Source organism: Pseudomonas sp. EA_5y_Pfl2_R50, from assembly GCF_963970475.1.
Lineage (GTDB): Bacteria > Pseudomonadota > Gammaproteobacteria > Pseudomonadales > Pseudomonadaceae > Aquipseudomonas.
In genome coordinates this window covers 599,930-620,357 of the sequence record NZ_CAXAPT010000001.1, presented here as the reverse complement: position 1 = coordinate 620,357, position 20,428 = coordinate 599,930, and the positions used below count along the sequence as shown (strand labels likewise).

13 protein-coding genes and 1 pseudogene are annotated in these 20,428 nt (G+C 61.0%); 13 read left to right on the top strand and 1 reads right to left on the bottom strand.

Annotated elements, in window-relative coordinates:
- Window positions 1–200: 200 nt before the first annotated feature.
- The 7 genes from AACY19_RS02715 to AACY19_RS02685 all read left to right on the top strand — a co-directional run bounded on the left by AACY19_RS02715 (window position 201) and on the right by AACY19_RS02685 (window position 10,726).
- Complete coding sequence (locus AACY19_RS02715; protein ID WP_339447665.1) at window positions 201–683, top strand: sigma-70 family RNA polymerase sigma factor; 483 nt, start codon at window positions 201–203, stop codon at window positions 681–683.
- 132 nt (window positions 684–815) lie between these two features.
- A complete protein-coding gene (locus AACY19_RS02710; protein WP_339447663.1) occupies window positions 816–2,150 on the top strand; it encodes a lysine N(6)-hydroxylase/L-ornithine N(5)-oxygenase family protein in 1,335 nt (444 codons plus the stop codon).
- A 575-nt stretch (window positions 2,151–2,725) separates the two neighbouring features.
- Window positions 2,726–5,425, top strand: coding sequence for a magnesium-translocating P-type ATPase (mgtA, locus tag AACY19_RS02705; RefSeq protein WP_339447660.1), 2,700 nt, complete (start codon window positions 2,726–2,728; stop codon window positions 5,423–5,425).
- Between the two features lie 54 nt (window positions 5,426–5,479).
- Window positions 5,480–6,196 carry an MgtC/SapB family protein gene (locus AACY19_RS02700; protein ID WP_008084043.1) on the top strand — a complete coding sequence of 239 codons (717 nt, stop codon included), beginning with the start codon at window positions 5,480–5,482 and terminating at the stop codon, window positions 6,194–6,196.
- Between the two features lie 121 nt (window positions 6,197–6,317).
- Window positions 6,318–6,728 (top strand): chemotaxis protein CheY, encoded by a 411-nt coding sequence (locus tag AACY19_RS02695; RefSeq protein ID WP_339447657.1) that lies wholly within the window; start codon window positions 6,318–6,320, stop codon window positions 6,726–6,728.
- Window positions 6,729–6,870: 142 nt separating this feature from the next.
- Window positions 6,871–7,497, top strand: coding sequence for a response regulator transcription factor (locus AACY19_RS02690; RefSeq protein ID WP_339447655.1), 627 nt, complete (start codon window positions 6,871–6,873; stop codon window positions 7,495–7,497).
- A 43-nt stretch (window positions 7,498–7,540) separates the two neighbouring features.
- Window positions 7,541–10,726 carry an ATP-binding protein gene (locus AACY19_RS02685; RefSeq protein WP_339447880.1) on the top strand — a complete coding sequence of 1,062 codons (3,186 nt, stop codon included), beginning with the start codon at window positions 7,541–7,543 and terminating at the stop codon, window positions 10,724–10,726.
- A gap of 4 nt (window positions 10,727–10,730) precedes the next feature.
- On the opposite strand, the gene dkgB is transcribed toward AACY19_RS02685, so the two are convergent.
- Complete coding sequence (gene dkgB / locus AACY19_RS02680) at window positions 10,731–11,534, bottom strand: 2,5-didehydrogluconate reductase DkgB (protein WP_339447653.1); 804 nt, start codon at window positions 11,532–11,534, stop codon at window positions 10,731–10,733.
- Window positions 11,535–11,786: 252 nt separating this feature from the next.
- On the opposite strand from dkgB, the gene AACY19_RS02675 reads away from it, so the two are divergent.
- The 6 genes and pseudogenes from AACY19_RS02675 to AACY19_RS02650 all read left to right on the top strand — a co-directional run bounded on the left by AACY19_RS02675 (window position 11,787) and on the right by AACY19_RS02650 (window position 20,424).
- Window positions 11,787–12,653: a pirin family protein gene (locus AACY19_RS02675; RefSeq protein ID WP_339447651.1), complete on the top strand. Its 867-nt coding sequence runs from the start codon at window positions 11,787–11,789 to the stop codon at window positions 12,651–12,653.
- 155 nt (window positions 12,654–12,808) lie between these two features.
- Window positions 12,809–12,976, top strand: a pseudogene (locus AACY19_RS02670) (mechanosensitive ion channel protein MscS); the annotation flags it as partial.
- Window positions 12,963–13,145 carry a hypothetical protein gene (locus AACY19_RS02665; protein ID WP_339447892.1) on the top strand — a complete coding sequence of 61 codons (183 nt, stop codon included), beginning with the start codon at window positions 12,963–12,965 and terminating at the stop codon, window positions 13,143–13,145. The pseudogene AACY19_RS02670 and the gene AACY19_RS02665, both read left to right, overlap by 14 nt.
- A gap of 326 nt (window positions 13,146–13,471) precedes the next feature.
- Entirely contained in the window at window positions 13,472–15,199 is a 1,728-nt protein-coding gene (locus tag AACY19_RS02660; protein WP_339447649.1) for a ShlB/FhaC/HecB family hemolysin secretion/activation protein, read from the top strand.
- Between the two features lie 113 nt (window positions 15,200–15,312).
- Window positions 15,313–19,779, top strand: a complete 4,467-nt coding sequence (locus tag AACY19_RS02655; protein ID WP_339447647.1) for a hemagglutinin repeat-containing protein — start codon at window positions 15,313–15,315, stop codon at window positions 19,777–19,779.
- 153 nt (window positions 19,780–19,932) lie between these two features.
- Complete coding sequence (locus tag AACY19_RS02650; protein ID WP_339447645.1) at window positions 19,933–20,424, top strand: sigma-70 family RNA polymerase sigma factor; 492 nt, start codon at window positions 19,933–19,935, stop codon at window positions 20,422–20,424.
- Window positions 20,425–20,428 lie beyond the last annotated feature (4 nt).

Below are 20,428 nucleotides of genomic sequence, written 5' to 3'. Positions count from 1 at the left end.
GTCGGGTAATTTAAGCGCTGAAAAACGCGGTAACAGGTATAGGCGGTAACAATTTGTCGGGCAAATCGAAACAGCACTTTAAATCTATATGAGAATTACTATAAATTACGCATCTGAAATTGCCAGTATCGTGCCATCGTCGTTTTGACGTTGTCGGGTGTGGCTCAAGGATCGAAACCGCACCTTTGCGGCCGGGAGTCATGTTGGAAAACTACTATCGCGAGCTGGTGTGTTTCCTGAACGCCAAGCTGGGCAACCGTCAGGTTGCCGAGGATGTGGTGCATGACGCTTATCTGCGGGTGCTGGAGCGTTCCAGCGACACGCCCATCGAACAGCCCCGTGCTTTCCTTTATCGCACCGCGTTGAATCTGGTCATCGACGACCATCGGCGCAACGCCCTGCGCCAGGTCGAATCACTGGAAGTGCTCGACAGCGAAGAGCGCTATTTCACCCCGTCGCCCCACGGCAGTCTCGATTACGGTCAACGCCTGGAAATGCTCCAGCGCGCGCTGGCCGAGCTGCCGGCGCTGTGCCGGGAAAGTTTTCTGCTGCGCAAAATCGAAGGCCTGTCCCACAACGAGATCGCCGCGAACCTCGGCATTTCCAAAGCGCTGGTGGAAAAACACATCGTCAATGCGATGAAGCATTGCCGGGTGCGGATCAAACAATGGGACGCCCATTGATCCATCCTCGTTAAATTTTTTTTCACTGTCCTCGTTCCTACTCAACAGACGACCTGCTGTCCCGCTTGGGGCCGGTCAGGTCACCCAGGCTTTAGCCCCACGGTTGAGGGGTTCATCCAGAGGACACTGGAAATGACACAGGCAATTGCATCGCCCATCGTTCACGACCTGATCGGCGTCGGTTTCGGCCCTTCGAACCTGGCGCTCGCCATCGCTCTGCAAGAGCGCGGCCCGATCCAGGGCGAACTGGATGTGCTGTTCCTCGACAAGCAGGCCAACTACAGCTGGCACGGCAACACCCTGTCGACCCAGAGCGAGCTGCAGATTTCCTTCCTCAAGGATCTGGTGACCCTGCGCAATCCGACCAGCCCTTACTCGTTCGTCAATTACCTGAAGTACCACGGCCGTCTGGTCGACTTCATCAACCTCGGCACCTTCTATCCGTGCCGCATGGAGTACAACGACTATCTGCGCTGGGTCGCCGGACAGTTCACCGAACAGAGCCGTTACGGCGAAGAAGTGCTGACCATCGAACCGGTGCTGCACAACCATCAGGTTGAAGCGCTGCGCGTGATTTCCCGCGATGCCGAAGGCCAGCAACTGGTGCGTACCGCGCGTTCAGTGGTGGTCAGCGCCGGTGGGACGCCGCGCATTCCCGAGGCGTTCAAGGCGCTGAAGGGCGACGGTCGCGTGTTCCACCATTCGCAATACCTGTCGCAGATGGCCAGGCAGCAATGCGTGAACAATCAGCCGATGAGCATTGCGATCATTGGTGGCGGGCAGAGCGCGGCGGAAGCGTTTATCGATCTGAACGATTCGTTCCCGTCGGTGCAGGTCGACATGATCCTGCGCGGTTCGGCTCTCAAGCCTGCGGATGACAGCCCATTCGTCAACGAAGTGTTCTCGCCGGAATTCACCGATCTGGTGTTCCAGCAGAACAGCGCCGAGCGTGAGCGCCTGGTCAACGAGTACCACAACACCAACTACTCGGTGGTCGACATTGACCTGATCGAGCGCATCTACGGCATCTTCTATCGTCAGAAGGTTTCCGGCATCGCCCGCCATGCGTTCCGTACCCTGACCACCGTCGAAAAAGCCACAGCGACTGAAAACGGTATCGAACTGGCCGTGCGCAACAACGCCACCGGCGAAGTCACCGTGCGCCTGTACGACGCGGTGGTGCTGGCCACCGGTTACGAGCGCCAGACGCACCGCAAACTGCTGGCGCCGCTGGAGGAGTACCTGGGCGACTTCGAGGTTGATCGCAATTACAAAGTGATCACCGATGAGCGCTGCAAGGCCGGCATCTACATGCAGGGCTTCTGCCAGGCCAGCCATGGCCTGAGCGACACGCTGCTGTCGGTGTTGCCGATTCGTGCGGACGAGATTGCCGGTTCGCTGTACGACCATGGCAAGAACCGCGGGCATCGGTCGATGGCGGATCTGTTGTTGGCGACGGCCAGCTGAGTCTGCGGCGTCTGACAGGCCGCCTTCGCGAGCAAGCCCGCTCCCACAATGGGTCCTGTGCATGCAGGGCAAAAGGTGGGAGCGGGCTTGCCCGCGAAGGGGCCATCAAACACCCTGCAAATCCTCATCCTGAACCCTTCCTGAACGTTCCCCACATTCCCCCGACACACTTCTTTTTGCAGGTTTACTCTCCAGACATCGGAGCGTAAGCTTCGCGCGTTTTCATCCATAGCGGAGACCCACAGTGGGTACTTGTTCGAGTGACAGTTGTCGGCCGGTCTCGGTAACCGGCAGATTCTCGGCAAGATAACGCGCAGCCTTTCTCTGCCGTTGTCTCGCCGTAACAGCGAGCAGCGGCATCCCGTGCATGACCCGTCCTGGGTCATGTCTGGACGTTCCTTCTCATCGACGCTGAACAGAGCGTGATTTCGACTGTACCGTCGTGATCGCAGCCCTATCGACACGCCTGTCTTTTCTGACCGGCGCGCCAGGCCTTGCCGTGCCGGTTTTTCCGGCGCACGAGGCGCGGCGGTACCTGCTCGACGGTTTCCCGGCTGACCATAGGGGCAACAGCCATGAAACTTACGCTCAAGGAATTCTTTGCAGGCTTCCTGCGGAACCGCCACATCGCCCGGCACTTCCGTCGCCTGACGCTGCTGGAATCGATCAACGACACCACGGTCAGCCGTGAAGTCCCTCCCACTCTGGCCAACACCCTGGTCGATGCTGCGCATTGCGACAGCGGTGTTTTGCTGTCATCGCTCGGCACGCATTCCGAAGGCCTCACCGATTTCGAAGTCGATGCACTGCGTGCGCAATACGGCCTCAATGAAGTCGAACACGAGCAGCCGCTGCCGTGGTGGACCCACCTGTGGCACTGCTACAAAAACCCGTTCAACCTGCTGCTGACCTTGCTGGCGGTGATCTCGTGGCTGACCGAAGACCTCAAGGCCGCCGTGGTGATTTTCTCCATGGTCGTGTTGTCGACGCTGCTGCGCTTCTGGCAGGAAAGCAAATCCAACCACGCCGCCGACGCGCTGAAAGCCATGGTCAGCAACACCGCCACGGTGATGCGCCGCGACGCGCCGCGCCGCGAATTGCCGATCAAGCAATTGGTGCCGGGCGACCTGATCGTACTCTCGGCCGGTGACATGATTCCCGCCGACTGCCGCGTGCTCAGCGCCAAGGATCTGTTCGTCAGCCAGGCAGCGATGACGGGCGAGTCGATGCCGGTGGAAAAATTTCCACGTCAGGCTGATCGCGAGACACGCAATCCGCTGGAGCTGGACAACATCCTGTTCATGGGCACCAACGTCGTCTCCGGTACGGCGGTGGCGGTGATTCTCACCACGGGCAACAGCACCTATTTCGGTGCACTGGCCCAGCGTGTCGGCGCCACTGATCGTGCGGTCACCTCGTTCCAGCAAGGCGTCAACAAGGTTAGTTGGCTGTTGATCCGATTCATGTTCGTGATGGCGCCGCTGGTGCTGTTCATCAACGGTTTCACCAAGGGCGACTGGACTGAAGCGCTGCTGTTCGCGCTGTCGATTGCCGTCGGCCTGACCCCGGAAATGCTGCCGATGATCGTCACCTCGACGCTGGCCAAAGGCGCGGTGTTCCTGTCGCGCAAAAAAGTCATCGTCAAACGCCTCGACGCGATCCAGAACTTCGGCGCCATGGACGTGCTGTGCACCGACAAGACCGGCACCCTGACTCAGGACAAGATCTTCCTCGCACGCAATGTCGATGTCTGGGGTCAGGACTGCGACGACGTGCTGGAGATGGCTTACCTCAACAGCTACTACCAGACCGGCCTGAAAAACCTGCTGGATGTCGCGGTGCTGGAGCACGTGGAAATCCACCGTGAACTGAAAGTCGGCACGGCGTTTCGCAAGGTCGACGAGATCCCGTTTGACTTCAATCGCCGGCGCATGTCGGTGGTGGTCGAAGGACGCGGCCAGCCACATCAACTGATCTGCAAAGGTGCCGTGGAAGAAGTGTTGGCGGTGTGCAGCCGTGTGCGTCACGGTGACGTCGATGAAGCCTTGAGCGATGAATTGCTGACCAGGATTCGTCAGGTCACCGCAGCATTCAACGCTGAAGGCTTGCGCGTGGTGGCCGTCGCTGCCCGCTCGATGCCCGAAGGTCGTGAGGTTTACAGCCTGGCCGATGAGCAGGCGCTGACGCTGATTGGTTACGTGGCGTTCCTCGATCCACCGAAGGAAAGCACCGCGCCGGCGCTCAAAGCCCTGGCCGAACATGGCGTGGCGGTGAAAGTGCTGACCGGCGACAACGAACTGGTCACTGCGAAGATCTGCCGCGAAGTCGGTCTCGCTCAGCAGGGCTTGCTGCTGGGTAGCGACGTTGAACGCATGAGCGATGCCGAGCTGGCGGCGGCCGTGGAGACCACCAATGTCTTCGCCAAACTGACGCCGTCACACAAGGAGCGCATCGTGCGCATCCTTAAAGGCAACGGCCATGTGGTCGGCTTCATGGGTGATGGCATCAACGATGCGCCGGCTCTGCGCACCGCTGACATCGGTATTTCCGTGGACAGCGCGGTGGATATCGCCAAGGAAGCGGCCGACATCATCCTGTTGGAAAAGAGCCTGATGGTGCTGGAGGAGGGCGTGCTCGAGGGGCGGCGCACCTTCGCCAACATGCTCAAGTACATCAAGATGACCGCCAGCTCCAACTTCGGCAATGTGTTCTCGGTGCTGGTCGCCAGTGCGTTCATTCCGTTCCTGCCGATGCTGCCGATGCACCTGCTGGTGCAGAACCTGCTCTACGATATTTCGCAGATCGCGATCCCGTTCGATAACGTCGACGAGGACATGCTGAAAAAACCACAACGCTGGCAGCCGGGTGACGTCGGCCGCTTCATGCTGTTCTTCGGCCCGATCAGTTCGATTTTCGACATCACCACGTTCGCCTTGATGTGGTACGTATTCGATGCCAACACCCCGGATCACCAGACCCTGTTCCAGTCCGGCTGGTTCGTGGTCGGCTTGCTGACCCAGACGCTGATCGTGCACATGATCCGCACGCCAAGGATTCCCTTCCTGCAAAGCCGTGCAGCCATGCCGCTGCTGGTGATGACCGGGATCATCATGGCGGTCGGCATCTTCCTGCCGATGGGACCGCTGGCGCACTACTTCAAATTGCAGGCGCTGCCGTCGATGTATTTCGTGTTCCTGCCGGTGATCCTGCTGGCATACATGGCGCTGACCCAGGCGGTGAAGGGTTTCTACATCCGCCGGTTCGGCTGGCAATAACCGCACTGCCAACACGGTTCCACCGTGGATTTGTGTGTATTCAGGGAGATGACTATGCAAGCCATCAACAACCTCAACCTCGATTCCCTGCTCGACACCCTCGTCAGCCTCAGCGCCGCGTTCATCCTCGGTGGTCTGATCGGTTTCGAGCGTCAGTATCGCCAGCGCACGGCGGGCCTGCGCACCAACGTGCTGGTCGCTGTCGGTGCGGCGATCTTCGTCGACATGGCCAACCGTCTCGCTGGCGCGGAAGGCGCGGTGCGGGTCGTGGCCTACGTGGTCTCCGGCATCGGCTTTCTCGGGGCTGGGGTGATCATGCGCGAAGAAGGCAACGTGCGCGGCCTCAACACCGCCGCGACGCTGTGGACGTCCGCTGCGGTGGGGGCCTGCGCCGGTGCCGACCTGCTCGCCGAAGCAGTGCTCGGCACGCTGTTCATCCTCGCCGCCAATACGTTGCTGCGGCCAATCGTCAACAACATCAACCGGCAGCCACTGGACGTGGTGTCGGCGGAAGTCACCAACATCGTCTATGTGATTGCCCGGCGCTCGCAGCAAAAAGCCGTGTTTGCCCTGCTCGAAGCAGAGCTGGAACGCAGCAACTACCCGGCCAGCGACGTCGATGTGCATGCCTTCGGCGCCGACGAAATCGAGATCGAAGCCACGTTGGCAACCACCTCGGTCGACGGCGATGAGCTGGATGCCCTGGTCGCCAGAATCTCCACGTCGGCGCTGGTGGTGCAGGCGTTCTGGAGTCCAAGTACCACGGAATAGGCGGGGCCGATGAGCTGCGGGCGGACGAATAACCTGTTCTTTAGGAAAAGTCCTACAGAGAAATGCCGGGCGCGTCAGTAGTCTTGCCGCCACTCTGAAGCCTGCCCATGGGAGATCGAGCATGATCAATAAAACCCTGCGTATCCTGATTGCCGACCCGCAGCATTTTCACCGGATGAAGATCGAGCGTCTTTTCAATCAGCTCGACTACTACCGCGTCGCCCCGGTGCAGAACCTTGCCGAACTGCTGACCCTGGTGGATTACGGCTGCGAGCCGTTCGACGTGGTGGTGATCAACGCCGAACTGGCGGCGGGCTCGCTGGACCTGTGCGGTTTTTTTCTCGACCACCCGAATGTGCATCACGCACTGATTTACAACGAGCCCTCTGCACCGGTCTTTGCCTGGGGCAACGTGCAGATCAGTCATGCGCTGTTGCCGCAGGCGACGGCGATCAGGCAATTGATGGCGCAGGTTCAGGCGCCTGCGGCTGCAATGTCGACACCCGAACGGTCTCTGCAGCGTCAGGTTTGAACACACAACGGTGGTGGCCGCAACTGTCAGACCTGACAGGTAGATTCATCTCGATTCCCATGCAACAGTCTTTGCGCAGCCATCGTGGCTGCAACGCGCAAAGGCAGGGAGTGTCTTTCATTGTCTTCCACCGGGAGTGGTTATGAGGTCAGCGTTGATCGTCGACGATCATCCGGTGGTGCGCGCCGCCGTCAGGATCGTGCTGCAAGCAGAAGGTTTCCAGCATATTCACGAGGCCTCCAGTGGCAGCGAAGTGGTGTCGCTGATTCGCAAACATTCACCGCAACTCGTCGTGCTCGACCTGCAATTGCCGACGCTGGACGGGCTCGATGTGCTGGCGCGGATCAGGGGTAACGAGCTGCCCTGTCGGGTGCTGGTTTTTACCTCCCACGATCCGGCGTTTTATCAGGAGCGCTGCCTGCGCGCCGGCGCCATGGCCTTTGTCACCAAGACCAATCAATTGCAGCAGTTGCACAAAGCCATTCAGGCGGTGATGTCCGGCTACACCTACTTCACCGCACTGACGGACAGCGTTGGCACGTTGAATCCTCTGCACTCAACCGAAAAACAGATGATCAATCAACTGTCCGACCGCGAGTTGAACATCTTCGTGCAGCTCGGGCAGGGCAGGGCCAACAAGACCATTGCCGAAGAGATGCACCTGAGCCACAAGACCATCAGCACTTACAAGACACGGCTGATGAAAAAGCTCGGGATAAAGGCCGCGGTGCATCTGCGTGACTTCGCCAGGCGTAATCATTTGATCTGAGAGCACGCACATGCACTGCCGGCGCTGGACCTTAGCCTTGTTGATGTGCCTGTCGCTGCCAGGCGTGGCGATGCCCGCGCCGCAGGTGCTGGAAGTGCTGACCCGCACCCGGCTGGAGCACGTTGAGGTGCCGCTGGACAGTCAGGACCGCCAGTGGCTGCGCACGCATCCGGTGCTGCGCGTGGGCATTTCCGGGCCAGATTACCCGCCGTTCGAAATCACCCGCAATCATCAGGATCTGGAAGGGCTGAGCGCCGATTACGCCGACCTGCTCGGGCAACTGCTGGATCTGCGCATCGAAGTCCGCCGCTATGCACGGCGGGATGCGGTGATCGCCGCGCTCAAGCGCGGGGAAATCGATCTGCTCGGCACCTCGAACAGCTTCGAAGCGGCCGACCCCGACGTGGTGCTGACGCGCGCCTACGCGGACGATCAGCCAATGCTGGCAACGCGTTTTGATGAAACGCTGCCGGCAGACCTTGCGGGCAAACGCATCGCCATGGTCGAGGACTACCTGCCGCTGACGATGGTGCAGACCTTCTACCCGCAGGCCATCGTGCAGGGCTATGCCTCGGCAATGGATGCGCTCGGTGCGGTGGCGTTTGGCACCGATGATGTCTATCTCGGCGACTTGATCAGCGCCAATTACCTGATCAACACCAATTATCGCAACGACCTGCAACTGGCCGGTTCATCCGGCCTCGACGCCAGCCCGTTCGGCTTTGCCCTGTTGCGCAGCGATGTGCGCCTCAAACGCATCGTCGACACCGCGCTGATGGCCATTCCGATGGAGCGCCGACAGCTCATCGAGCAACGCTGGAGTGCCGGTCGCGTGGAAATGACGGCGCAGACAGGCATACGCCTGAGTGCCAGCGAGCAGCGCTGGCTGGCCGAGCATCCACGGGTACGGGTCGGCGCCATCGAGGACTTTGCGCCGCTGACGTTCTTTGACGTCGATGGACGTTTCCACGGACTCACCGCGCAACTGCTCGGCCTGATCAGCCAGCGCAGTGGCCTGAACATCGAGATCGTGCGTGGTCGTTCGCTGGACCTGCAAATCGAGCAACTCAAGGCCGGTGCCCTGGATATCCTGCCGGTGGTGACGCCCAGCACTGAACGTGAACTCGAACTGCGTTTTTCCCGGGCGTATCTGAATAACCCGTTTGTGCTGGTCACTTCCGCCAGGACGCAGAGCCTTCGCGGTCTCGACGATCTGGCGGACAAGCGTCTGGCGATTTATCGCGGCCATCCGTTGCGCGCTTATCTATTGGAACGGGTGCCGCAGATACGCTTGATCGAGGTCAAGAGTCCCGCGCAGGGCATGGCGTTGATCGAGAAGGGCCAGGTCGATGCGACGGTGAGTTCCCTGGTCGTGGCGCGTCACCTGATCGACCGATCCTACGCCGGGCAGTTACGCATCGTCAGTACCATCGGTGATCAGCCGGCGCGCATCGCACTGGCGACGGCACCCCAGGCGACGGCGTTGCATTCGATCCTGAACAAGGCCCTGTTGAGCATTGCGCCACAGGAAATGGACGATCTGGTGGAGCGCTGGAGCCATGGCGTGGTGGTTGACGACAGCTATTGGCTGCGCCATCGCCGAGCGATCATTCAGGGGTTCACGGTCGCAACCGGATTGCTGGTGCTGGCGTTGGCGTGGATCGGTTTTCAGCGCTGGCAGATCCGCCAGCGCCAGCAATGGCTGCGGCAATTGCAGGAGGCCAAGCAAATCGCCGATGACGCCAATCGGGCCAAGACCACGTTTCTGGCGACCATGAGCCATGAAATCCGCACGCCGATGAACGCGCTGATCGGCATGCTCGAACTGGCCCTCAAACGCGCCGAGGAAGGCGTCACCGACCGCCTCGCGATCCAGGTGGCGTCCAGTGCCGGCCAGCAACTGCTGGCGCTGATCGGCGATATTCTCGACATCGCGCGCATCGAGTCAGGGCATCTGTCCATTAACCCGGAACGCGCCAACCTGCGGGAACTGGTGGTTTCGGTGAGCCGTGTGTTCGAAGGGCTGGCGCGGCAGAAGAAGCTGTTGTGGAGCATCGAACTCGATGGCCACAGCGATGTCGACGTGCTGATTGATCCCACCCGTTTCAAACAGGTGCTGTCGAACCTGTTGAACAATGCGATCAAGTTCACCGAGGAAGGCGAAGTCAGCCTGCGCCTGAGGGTGATTGCCGCCACGCCCGAGTGGCTGAACGTCGAAGTGACCATCGAGGACAGCGGGGTTGGCATCAGCGCCGAAGACCGGCAACGCCTGTTCAGCCCGTTTGTGCAGTTGGGCAACGCGGCGCAATCAGTGCGCAGCGGTTCCGGACTGGGCCTGGTAATCAGTCGCGGCCTGTGCGAAATGATGGGCGGCACTCTGCGCCTCGACAGCCAGCCGGGGCAGGGCACGCGAGTCGCCGTCAACCTGCAGGTGCCGACGCTCAAGGCTTTGGCGCAGGACGTCGAGCCCGCCGCGCCGCTCATCGCGCCATTGCGTTCCCTGAGTGTGCTGGTGGTTGATGATCACCCGGTGAACCGTTTGCTGCTGTGCTGGCAACTGAGTGAACTCGGCCACCGCAGTGTCGACACCGAGGACGGTGATCAGGGGCTGGAACACTGGCGTGCGCAGTCGTTCGACGTGGTGATCAGCGACTGCAACATGCCGCGTCGCAACGGTTACGAATTGGCCCGGGCGATTCGTGAAGAAGAACGTGCCAGTGGCCGCGCGCCGTGCCTGATCATCGGTTTTACCGCCAATGCACAGGCCGAGGAAAAGCTGCGTTGTCTGGCCGCCGGCATGGACGATTGCCTGTTCAAGCCGATTCGTCTGCACGATCTCGCGCAGGCGTTGAACGGCGCAAACCCTGGCGACAGCGCAGCGGATTTGCGCCAGACCACCGTGCTGAAAGAGATCGACTTGAGCAGGCTGGAGCAGATGACCGGCAATGACCCGACCATGCTCCTGCGCCTGCGAGAAGAGGTATTGAGCAGTCTGCACGAGGATCTGCAGAGGCTTGACGATGTGCGTCCGGCGGACGATCAGGGCGATCTGCGCGATCTGGCGCATCACATCAAGGGCGGTGCGCAAATGGTCGGCGCGGCGCGGGTGGTGTCAGCGTGTGCCGACCTTGAGCAGGCCTGTCGACAAGCGCAAACCGAGGCCGTCGTTAGCGCTATCACAGAGCTGCGTGACGCCATGAACAGCCTCGCCCGGCATCTTCAGGCCTGAACGATCAATCCCACTGGGGCGCAATGCCTTTCGGGCTGGTCAGGCGATGGCCGCGATCCAGTGTCGCGATCAGCGCCATGTCAGTCTCGCTCAGGGTCAGCGCAGTGGCACCGAGGTTGCTGAGCAGGTTGGCGCGCTTGGTCGAGGATGGAATCACCGCGTAACCCGATTGCATGGCCCAGGCCAGGGTGACTTGTGCCGGGGTGGCGTGAAGGCGCTCGGCGATCTGTTGGATCAGCGGCTCCTGCAGGACTTCGCCGTAAGCCAGCGTCATGTACGAGGTGACATGAATGCCTTGGCTGCGGGCGAACTCGGCGACCTTGCGGTTTTGCAGATACGGGTGCAATTCAATCTGGTGGGTGGCGATGTTCTGCGCGCCGACAGCGGCAATCGCCTGTTCCATCAGGTCGATGGTGAAGTTGGAAATGCCAATCTGCCGGGTCAGACCCTGTCGCTTGGCTTCCAGCAACGCCCCCATGAATTCGGCGACGGGCACCTGGCCTTCAGGCGATGGCCAGTGGATCAGGGTCAGGTCAAGGTAATCGGTTTGCAGTTTTTTCAGGCTTTCCTTGAGACTGTCGATCAAACGATCACCGGCGAAATTGGCGATCCAGATCTTGCTGGTGATGAACAATTCATTGCGAGCAATGCCGCTGCTGGCAATCGCCTGGCCGACGTCGGCTTCGTTGTCGTAGATCTGTGCGGTGTCGATGACCCGGTAGCCGAGTTCGAGCGCGGTGCGCACCGAATCGATGACCACCTGGCCTTGCAGGCGAAACGTACCAAGACCGAAAGCGGGAACAGACATGCGGGACTCCAAGAGTTGCAGTGGGTATGGGCAGGAGTATCTGCGCCTGCGGCCATGGGAAAAACCGCGGGTGGAGCAAAGCAATGTTGATCAGAAGTCATGAATCAGAACCGGGGTTATCGTGTCTGGACGGGCTCTTCGCGAACATTGTCCTTCTGGTAGAACGCTAAGGCCGATTTTTGCCGTCTAGTGCATCAATGCCTACAGATTTATGATGAATCCATCACCCCATTCACCCAATTGGAGCCCATCATGAAAAACATCATCGGTATCTACACCAGCCCGCGCGGCCATTGGGTCGGCGATGGTTTTCCGGTGCGCACGCTGTTTTCCTATGACGACCTGAGCAAGCACATCAGCCCGTTCCTGTTGCTGGATCACGCCGGCCCTGCGCAATTCACCCCGACCACCGAAAGGCGTGGCGTGGGCCAGCATCCGCATCGTGGTTTCGAAACCGTGACCATCGTCTACGAAGGCGAAGTCGAGCACCGCGACTCCACGGGCAGCGGCGGCACCATCGGTCCCGGCGATGTGCAGTGGATGACCGCAGCGTCGGGTATTCTCCACGAGGAATTTCACTCGGAGAACTTTGCCAAAACGGGCGGCAATCTGGAAATGGTGCAGTTGTGGGTCAACCTGCCGGCCAAGGACAAAATGGCTGCGCCGGGTTACCAGACCGTTCTCGACGGCGACATTCCGAGCATCGCGCTCAAGGACAACGCCGGTCGCCTGCGTCTGATCGCCGGCGAGTTCGACGGCCAGCGCGGTCCGTCGCAGACGTTCACGCCCATCGACGTGTGGGATTTACGCCTGAACGCCGGCAAGTTGCTGACGCTGGATCTGCACGAAGGTCGCAACACTGCGCTGGTGGTGTTGAAGGGCTCGGTACGGGTCAACGACGAGGAGTCGGCGGGTGTCGGGCAGTTGGTGCTGTTTGCGCGTGACGGTGACCAGATGACCCTCGAAGCCAGCGAGGATGCGGTGGTATTGCTGCTCAGCGGTGAGCCGATTGACGAACCCATCGTCGGCCACGGCCCGTTCGTGATGAACACCAAGCAGGAAATCCACCAGGCCTTCGCCGACTTCCAGTCGGGCCGTTTTGGCCGGATGCACGGCTAAAACCTACCCCTGTGGGAGCGGACTTGCTCGCGAAAGCGGTGTGTCATTCAAAGTCTTTTTCGACTGACCTGACGCCTGCGCGAGCAAGCCCGCTCCCACAGGGGTTTTCGTGTTTCTATGCGCGCGTCCACCCGCTGAAATCAATTGCTCCTACACTTGCCCAATTGGCTTACGTGCTGGATCTGCCGGTCAAAGGCGTGCTGGCGACCTCTGGCGCGCTGGCGATCATCGTCGGTCTGGCCTTGCAGAGCACCTTGAGCGACGTGTTTTCCGGCATCGTCCTCAACACCACCAAGCCCTATCAGCTCGATGACTGGATTTCCCATCGAGAAGTCGTACCTCAAACCGTGCCTGGATGCCCGTCACGACATCAACGATGCCATGAAATCGCTGCTCGACTTCCGTCTGCACAAGGCGCAGTTGCTGGCTGAGGAAGAACCGGTGCAGACGCCGAAAAGAGGTTTTTTGCAGTGGTTGCGCCGTCGGGACTGAGCATCCCGCCGGGTGGGTGGTCTACTCGTCTTCCGGGAGATTGGCTATTTGTGTGGCAGAGCGGCAGGACTACTTTAGTCCGCACGTTCACTGACCTCCCGGGTGGCAAATGATGTCTGGCGCCGATTGTCAGTTGCGCTCTTGAGCCAAGGGCCAGGTGCGTCGCCACGGCTGGCGCCATTGCTGATAACTCGATAAAGCCAGGCAAACCAATTGTTTAAGAAGTGTAAGCGCCGTAGGAAGCGTCTTGCATTTGTGTAGGAGCGCTCTGACTATCACGGCTATTGATGGGGTGGCATTAAGCCAGTTGATTGCAAGGATGTTGCGTGCCGTATTCGCTTCACGCTGTTTTTCGTCGTCGTGCCACGCGTTGCCCGCTGTTGTCGGCCTTTGTGTTGAGCGTGTGTGCCTCTTCACTTGAAGCGGCCGAACCTTCCGCACCGGGCCAAGAGGTCTTGCGCCAGCAGCAACAGCAACAACGCGATCTGCAACAACTGCAACTCGAACAACGCAAGCGCCAACTGGAACGCGGCGCGTTCGGGCCGACGCCGCTCAGCCCTGCCATCCCGCCAACCGTCACCCCTGATCAGCGCTGCTGGCCGTTGAGCGGTACGCGCATCGGTGGCGTCACGCTGATCAACAGTGACCCATTCAACGCCCGCATCAAACCGCTGCTGGCGCCTTGCATGGGTGTCGGCCAGATCAATCATCTGCTGGCGACCATCACCGCGATTTACGTCGAGAAGGGCTACATCGCCAGTCGGCCTTATTTGATCAGTGCCCCGGCGGCGGGGCAGTCGCTGGATATCCGCGTTGACGAAGGTTATGTCGAGTCCATTGAACTGGCCGATCAGAGCCTGCCGGTCTCCCTCGGCGGTGCGTTCCCGCAGATGCTCGGCGAGCCGCTGAACTTGCGCGATCTGGAGCAAGGCCTGGATCAGTTGAATCGCCTGCGCTCCATCGATCTGACCGCCGACATTGCCCCCGGCAGCCAGCCCGGTGCATCGCGCATCATCCTTCGTTCACGCAGCGCGGCGCCGTCGCGCTGGGCGTTGAACGCGGGATTCGACAACCTCGGCAGTGCCAGCACCGGTCGTGAGCGCGACACGCTCAGCCTGAGCCTCGACAGCCCGCTGCAACTCAACGACCTGTTGAGCCTCAGCGCCAGCGACACGTTGAACCGGGGCGACCGCTACAGCCGTAACGCCAGCCTGTATTACGCGGTTCCCTATGGCTACTGGACCTACAGCGTATTCGCCAGCCACGCCGAATACCGCGCACCGTTCAAGTTGCCGAGCGCAACCTTTCACAGCACCGGCATCACCGATCAGGTCAGCCTGCGCGCCGACCGCGTGTTGTGGCGCGATCAGAGCCGGCAGCTCAGCGCCAACCTGCAACTGGCGCACAAGGACGTCGACAGCTATCTGGAAAACGTTCGCCTGGGCATTCAAAGCCCGACGCTGACCGTGGCCGAAGCCGGACTCAACCTGTTCTGGCTCGACCGCGCGGTGTGGAACCTCGACATCAACTACGCCCAGGGCCTGCGCTGGTTCGGTGCTGACGACGATTCGCAGCATCAGATCAACAACCTGCCCAAGGCGCAGTTTCGCAAATACCGCGCCGGCCTCAGCCAATGGCGCAACGGCCAGTTCGGTGTGCAGGCGTGGCAGTGGCAGAGTCAGTTGAACGTGCAATACAGCCCCGATCCGCTGCCGGCCATCGAGCAATTGCTCGGCACCGACGATTCGGCAGTGCGCGGCTATCGGGTCAGCAGCGCCTCGGGCGCCAGCGGAGCGATCTGGCGCAACACCCTGCGCCTGCCGCTGCGCCGTGAATGGCCGTTGCAGATCACCCCGCGAATCGGCCTCGATCACGGCTGGATCAAAGCCGATCACGGCGCCCAGGGTCAACGCCTGAGTGGCGCCAGCATCGGCCTCAATCTGGGCTGGAGAAACCTGCAAGTGGACGTCGATTACCAACGCGCACTCAACGTCCCGAACGGTTTGCAACACGAACCGGAAACCTGGCTGATGCGCGTCGGCCTGCAGATATGAGCGCTACTTGAACCGATAACGCAGTGAACCCACAGCCGTTGGATCTGAGCGCGTCAGCCACGGCCAAGATTAAAACGCGCGACGTGATGCCGTACTCACATGGAGACGTTTTTATGCCAGCACACACCTTTGCTTTTCATCTGTCCCCTCGCGGTAGATTGCGCTGGGCGATTGCCAGCCTGTTCTTCGCCGTGCACCTGCCGAGCGCTTTGGCCGGCGGTGTCGTCGTTGCCCCGGGCCCGGGCGGCACCGCGCAATTGCAAACCCAGGGCGGTGTGCCCATCGTCAACATCGTCGCGCCCAATGGTTCGGGCCTGTCGCACAACCAGTTTCTCGACTACAACGTCGACCGTCAGGGACTGGTGTTGAACAACGCCTTGCAGGCCGGGCAGTCGCAACTCGCCGGGCAACTGGCGGCCAACCCGCAACTGCAAGGGCAGGCGGCGAGCGTGATACTCAACGAAGTGATCAGCCGCAATCCTTCGGCCATCAACGGCGCGCAGGAAATCTTCGGTCGGCCTGCCGATTACGTGCTGGCCAACCCCAATGGCATCTCGGTCAATGGCGGCAGTTTCATCAACACGCCGAACGCCAGTCTGGTGGTCGGTCGCCCGGAGCTCAATGACGGCAAACTGCAAGCGCTGAGCACCCGCGACGCAACCGGGCAATTGCAGATTCAAAGCGGCGGCCTGCGCAACGGCGAAGGTTCGATCAATCTGATCGCCCCGCGTATCGACAGCCAGGGCGCGATCAGTGCGCGCGATGATCTCAACCTCACGGTGGGGCGCAATCAGGTCGATTACGTCAGCGGCCAGGTGAAAACCGTGGACCCGGCGGGCCACACCAGCGATCAACGCATCGACGCAAGCCTGTTCGGTGCGATGCAGGCCGGGCGCATCAACATCGTCAGCACCGCCGAGGGCGCCGGCGTGCGGGTGGGCGCGGTGCAAGTCGCCGGGCGTGACGGCGTGCAGATTCGTTCCGCCGGTGACCTCACGGTGAGCGGTGAAGCGCTGGGCAACAGCCTCGACGTCACCCGCGCGGGGATTCGCAGTCGTCAGGGCGATGTTGGTTTGCACAGCGGCAAGGACCTGACGTTGGCCGCTACCGATGTCAGCGGTCGCGACGTCACCGCCGAGGCCAAGCGCAACCTGACCCTCACCACGGTCGAGAGCCGCAAGCTTCAGGAGAAGCGCGAGAACTGGAGCAACAGCACCATCGGTATCACCTGGGAAACCTACGACCGTACCCAGACTGACAGCGAAACTCGCCAGCACGGCAGCCAGATCGTCGCCAGCCGCGACGCCAGGCTGTCGTCCGGCAAAGACACCGAACTCAAGGCCGCCAGCGTCGAAGCGGCGAAGAATCTCAGCGTAAAAAGCGCAGGCGATCTGCGTCTGACCGCCGCAGCCGAAAGCCATACGCAGACCGATCAGGGCAATCACCGCAAGCATCTGTGGAAAGCCGACTGGAACAGCAGCAGCGAAGAGCAACGCAGCGTCACCAGCCAGTTGAAGTCCGGCAATATCGCTTTGCAAACCGCCGCGCTGTTGCGCTCCGAAGGCGCGGAACTGACCAGTACCGGCGACCTGCAACTGGCCGGCAAACAAGTGGAAGTCACCACCGCTGCGCACACCAGCCGCAGCAGCGACAACCGTTATTCCGGTGATCTGGTCGGCGGTGGTTTCTTCGGCAAGACCGGTGATGCGGACAAGGGCCAGACCCGGCATCAGGGCAGCAGGATCAACGCCGCCGGCAAGCTGATCGTCGAGGCTGACGACGTGCGCATCAGCGCCAGCCAGGTGCGCGGCGGCACTGATGCCAGCGTGATCAGCGACAAGGGTTCGCTGGTAATCGACGGCGTGCAGGACACTTCGCACAGCGACAACCACGACAAGGACAGCAAGTTCTTCGGTATCACCAAGGACGAGTCGCGGCAGAACAGTAAAGACAGCACCACCGTGCGCAGCGAACTGGCGTCCGACAGTAACCTCAAGCTCAAGAGCGCCAAGGACATTGACGTCGCCGGTGCATCGGTCAAGGCTGGTGGTGCGCTGACGGCTGACGCAGCGGGCGACGTGAATGTGCATTCCGCGCAGGACACGTCTGACAGTCGTTCCACCACGCAAACCCGTGGCTTCGATGCCTACGCCAAAGAGCAAACGCCGGAGCAGTATCGCGCCGGGATTCATTATCAGGACAAACAGCAAACCGTCACCCGCAACGATGTCACCCAACAAGGCTCCAGCCTCAGCGGCGGCAGCGTGCAGGTGAGGGCGGGCGGTGACGTCACGCTCAAGGGCGCGGAGGTGAAATCCACCGTTGGCGACACTGCGCTGAGCGGCAGTAACGTCTCGCTGCTGGCCGAAGAAAACAGCCACAAAACCAGCACTGACACCTCCAGCACCGGCGGCGGTTTCTACTACACCGGCGGTCTCGACCGTGCCGGCAGCGGCGTCGATTTCGCCCACGGCACGGCAAAGGATTCGGCCAGCAAGACCATCGCTCAAACCACCAGCGTACAGAGCAACGGCAGCCTGACCATCCACGCCGACAAGCTCGCCACTGAAGGTGCGCAGGTCAGTGCCGACAACGGTCTCAATGTCGTCGCCAATGCCGTCGACAACCGTGCCGCTTCCAACACTGAAACCAGCTCGCACACCGAGAGCAACTGGTCAGCGGACATCGGCGCCAACGTCGAGTACAAGGACATCGCACGGCCCATTGCCGGCGTCGTCAAAGAGGTGCTCAACGGCAAGGTGCCGGACAAGGATGCGCTGAGCAATCTCGGCCAGCCGAATGTCGGCATTGACCTGGCGGTCGGTCACGGCAGCGCCAGCAAAACCGAGCAAACCAGCAACGCGGTGGTCAGCCGTTTTGATGGTGGCACGGTCGATGTGAACACCACGGGCACGCTGCACGACCAAGGCACCCGGTACAACGCCAGCGCTGGCAACGTGAGCATCAGCGCCGACACGCTGGTTGCCGACGCCGCGAGCAATAGTCAGCGCAGCAGCGAGAGCGCAGTGGATGCCAAGGTCGATGTGCGGGTCTACACCAAGACTGGCGAGGACGTAAACGTTGCCGGCAGCGGCGCGGGTGGCAGCAGTGCTGCGAGCAAGGACAACTCCACCGCTGTGGTGGGCGGTTATGTCGCCAGCCACGGTGTGAACATCAAGATCACGGGTGACGGGCAATTCGAGGGCAGCCGTTTCGATGGCGGCGAGGCTGGCGTGAACATCAAGACCGGTGGCGATCTGGCGCTGAATCAGGCCAACGACCGCCAGCACAGCGACGCCGCCAGCCTGCGCGGTAATGGCTCGCTGACCGTCGGCACCTTGCCGGGCACCGATGGCACCAACGTCGATCTCGGCGCCGGGTTCCAGCTCGATCACACTGCCAAACAAACCACCGACACCCAGGCCCACGTGGCGAGCATCAGCGGCAACGGCGTGCAGTTGAGCAGCGGCGGCAATCAGATCCAGCAAGGCACGAAGATCGACAGCGCTGGCGCCATTGACCTGAAGGCCGATGGCACACTCGATCTGCAAGCGGCCAGTGACACCCACACCGCGACCGGCAGCAATCTCGGCGGCGGCTTGAAGGGCGGCGCCAGCAAAACCAGCAGCGAGAAGAGCCGCGATCAGGGTGGCAATCTGAGCGGCAATTTCAACATCGGTCAGATCAACGAAAATGCGCAAAGCCTTACCGGTGGCCAGCTCAACGGGCAGGATTCGATTGCCCTGAGCGGCGATTCGGTGCACCTGCAAGGCACGCAAGTCAGCGCGCCGAATGTGCGCATCGATGCGCAGAAGGGCGGTTACGTGCAGACAGCGGCGCCATCCAGCGACCACCGCAACAACTGGGATGTCGCGCTGAACGCCGGCGGCAACCTGAGCAAAAGCACCCCGACCGCTGCCGATGAAAAGGCCAGCAACGACCACGGTTTCAATGCCGGTGCCAAGGTGGGGGTGGATTACGGGCAAGGCACCACACAGCAAAACAGCCAGATCAAGGCCGACACCGTGGTGCTCGACAGTGCCGGTGATGCACAGCTGGCGGGCGCGCGCATTGACGCCAAAAATGTCAGCGGCAAGGTCGCGGGTAATCTGACTGTCGAAAGTCGTCAGGACACCAGCAACCACGCCAAGGTCGATGTCGATCTGGGCCTGACCGCGAAGAAAAATCCACCGAGCGACAAGGAGAAACTGGCGGGCACTGACTACAAACCGACGCTGAAAGCACAGGGCGAATACGCGCACAAGGACAGTGTGAAGCAGGCTTCCGGCATCCATGGCAGCCATGGCGTAAACATTGAAGTGGGCGGTGCGACGCAACTGACTGGTGCGCAGATAACGTCGTCAGAGGCAAAAGTCGACCTCGGTGGTTCAGCAGTTAGCAACACCGACCTGAGCAACCGTGACTACGGCGTCAAGGCCGGTCTTGATCTGCCACAGAAAACCGAGGAAAACGCACCGAAAGTCTCCCTCGAAAACGGCAACCTGAAAGTCGGCCCGATCACCCTGAGCGGGCATCTGGACACCCAGACCCTGCAAGCCGGGATCGACGAAAAAGGCTGATCCAGCACCGGTAAAACCGTGGGAGCGAGCAGGCTCGCTCCCACATTTGTTTCGGGTTCACACGGCTTTCCGGTTGCCGACGGAATGAATTGCCGGGCTTAATAAGAAGAATTACTATTCACACCCCTTTCCTCAGCGCATCCCCCATACCCCATGCGTCCCCGCAGACCCGGCTTTTTCGAGCATTACGAAGAGTTGATCGGCACCTGGACTCGCCGCCTGCGCAATCGCGCACAGGCCGAGGATCTGGCGCACGACGCTTTTGTGCGGGTGCTTGAGTCGGATTCGGCGGCGGTGCAGCAGCCTCGGGCGTATTTGCACCAGACCGCGCGCAATATCGCGGTCGATGGGTATCGGCGTGAGGATCGGCGGGGCGCCATGGAGGCGGAGGCGAATGATCACAGTGAGTCGTCTTGCGGCGACCCGGAGCATTACATGCATGCGATTCAGTTGGCCGACTCCATCGAAAGGGCGCTTGCTGAGTTGCCGGTCAACTGCCGGAAAATCTTCGTCTGGCAGAAGATCGAAGGCCTGACCCAAGCGGAAATCGCCGAACGCCTGGGGCTGTCCAGGAACATGGTCGAAAAGTATATGATCCGCACCCTGCGGCATCTGCGTGATCGCCTCGACGGGTTGCAGTCATGAGCGG